This is a genomic window from Pseudomonas sp. FSL R10-0399, from assembly GCF_009600165.1.
Classification (GTDB): domain Bacteria; phylum Pseudomonadota; class Gammaproteobacteria; order Pseudomonadales; family Pseudomonadaceae; genus Aquipseudomonas; species Aquipseudomonas helleri.
In genome coordinates, this window is the sequence record NZ_WIWK01000353.1 from 1 (window position 1) to 236 (window position 236).

Below are 236 nucleotides of genomic sequence, written 5' to 3' on the forward strand. Positions count from 1 at the left end.
CAAATCGTGGCGGCCCTACGGCTCGCATCGCAGCCTCGTGCCTCGTCAGCGACTACAAGATCACACCACCCCTGTAGCCGTTGTCGAGCACCGCGAGGCTACGTCCGGCTGCGCAGCAGTCGTAGTACGTCAGTTCAACCTTGCTACGGGGGAATTGGTTGCAAATCGTGGCGGCCCTACGGCCCGCATCGCAGCCTCGTGCCTCGTCAGCGACTACAAGATCACACCACCCCTGT

General features: G+C 62.3%; 1 protein-coding gene. It reads right to left on the bottom strand.

Annotation, left to right across the window (positions count from 1 at the left end; all coding sequences use genetic code 11):
* Positions 1 to 52 precede the first annotated feature (52 nt).
* On the bottom strand, positions 53 to 236 hold a 184-nt coding region (locus GHO41_RS30200), incomplete at its 5' end, for a hypothetical protein (RefSeq protein WP_218580299.1).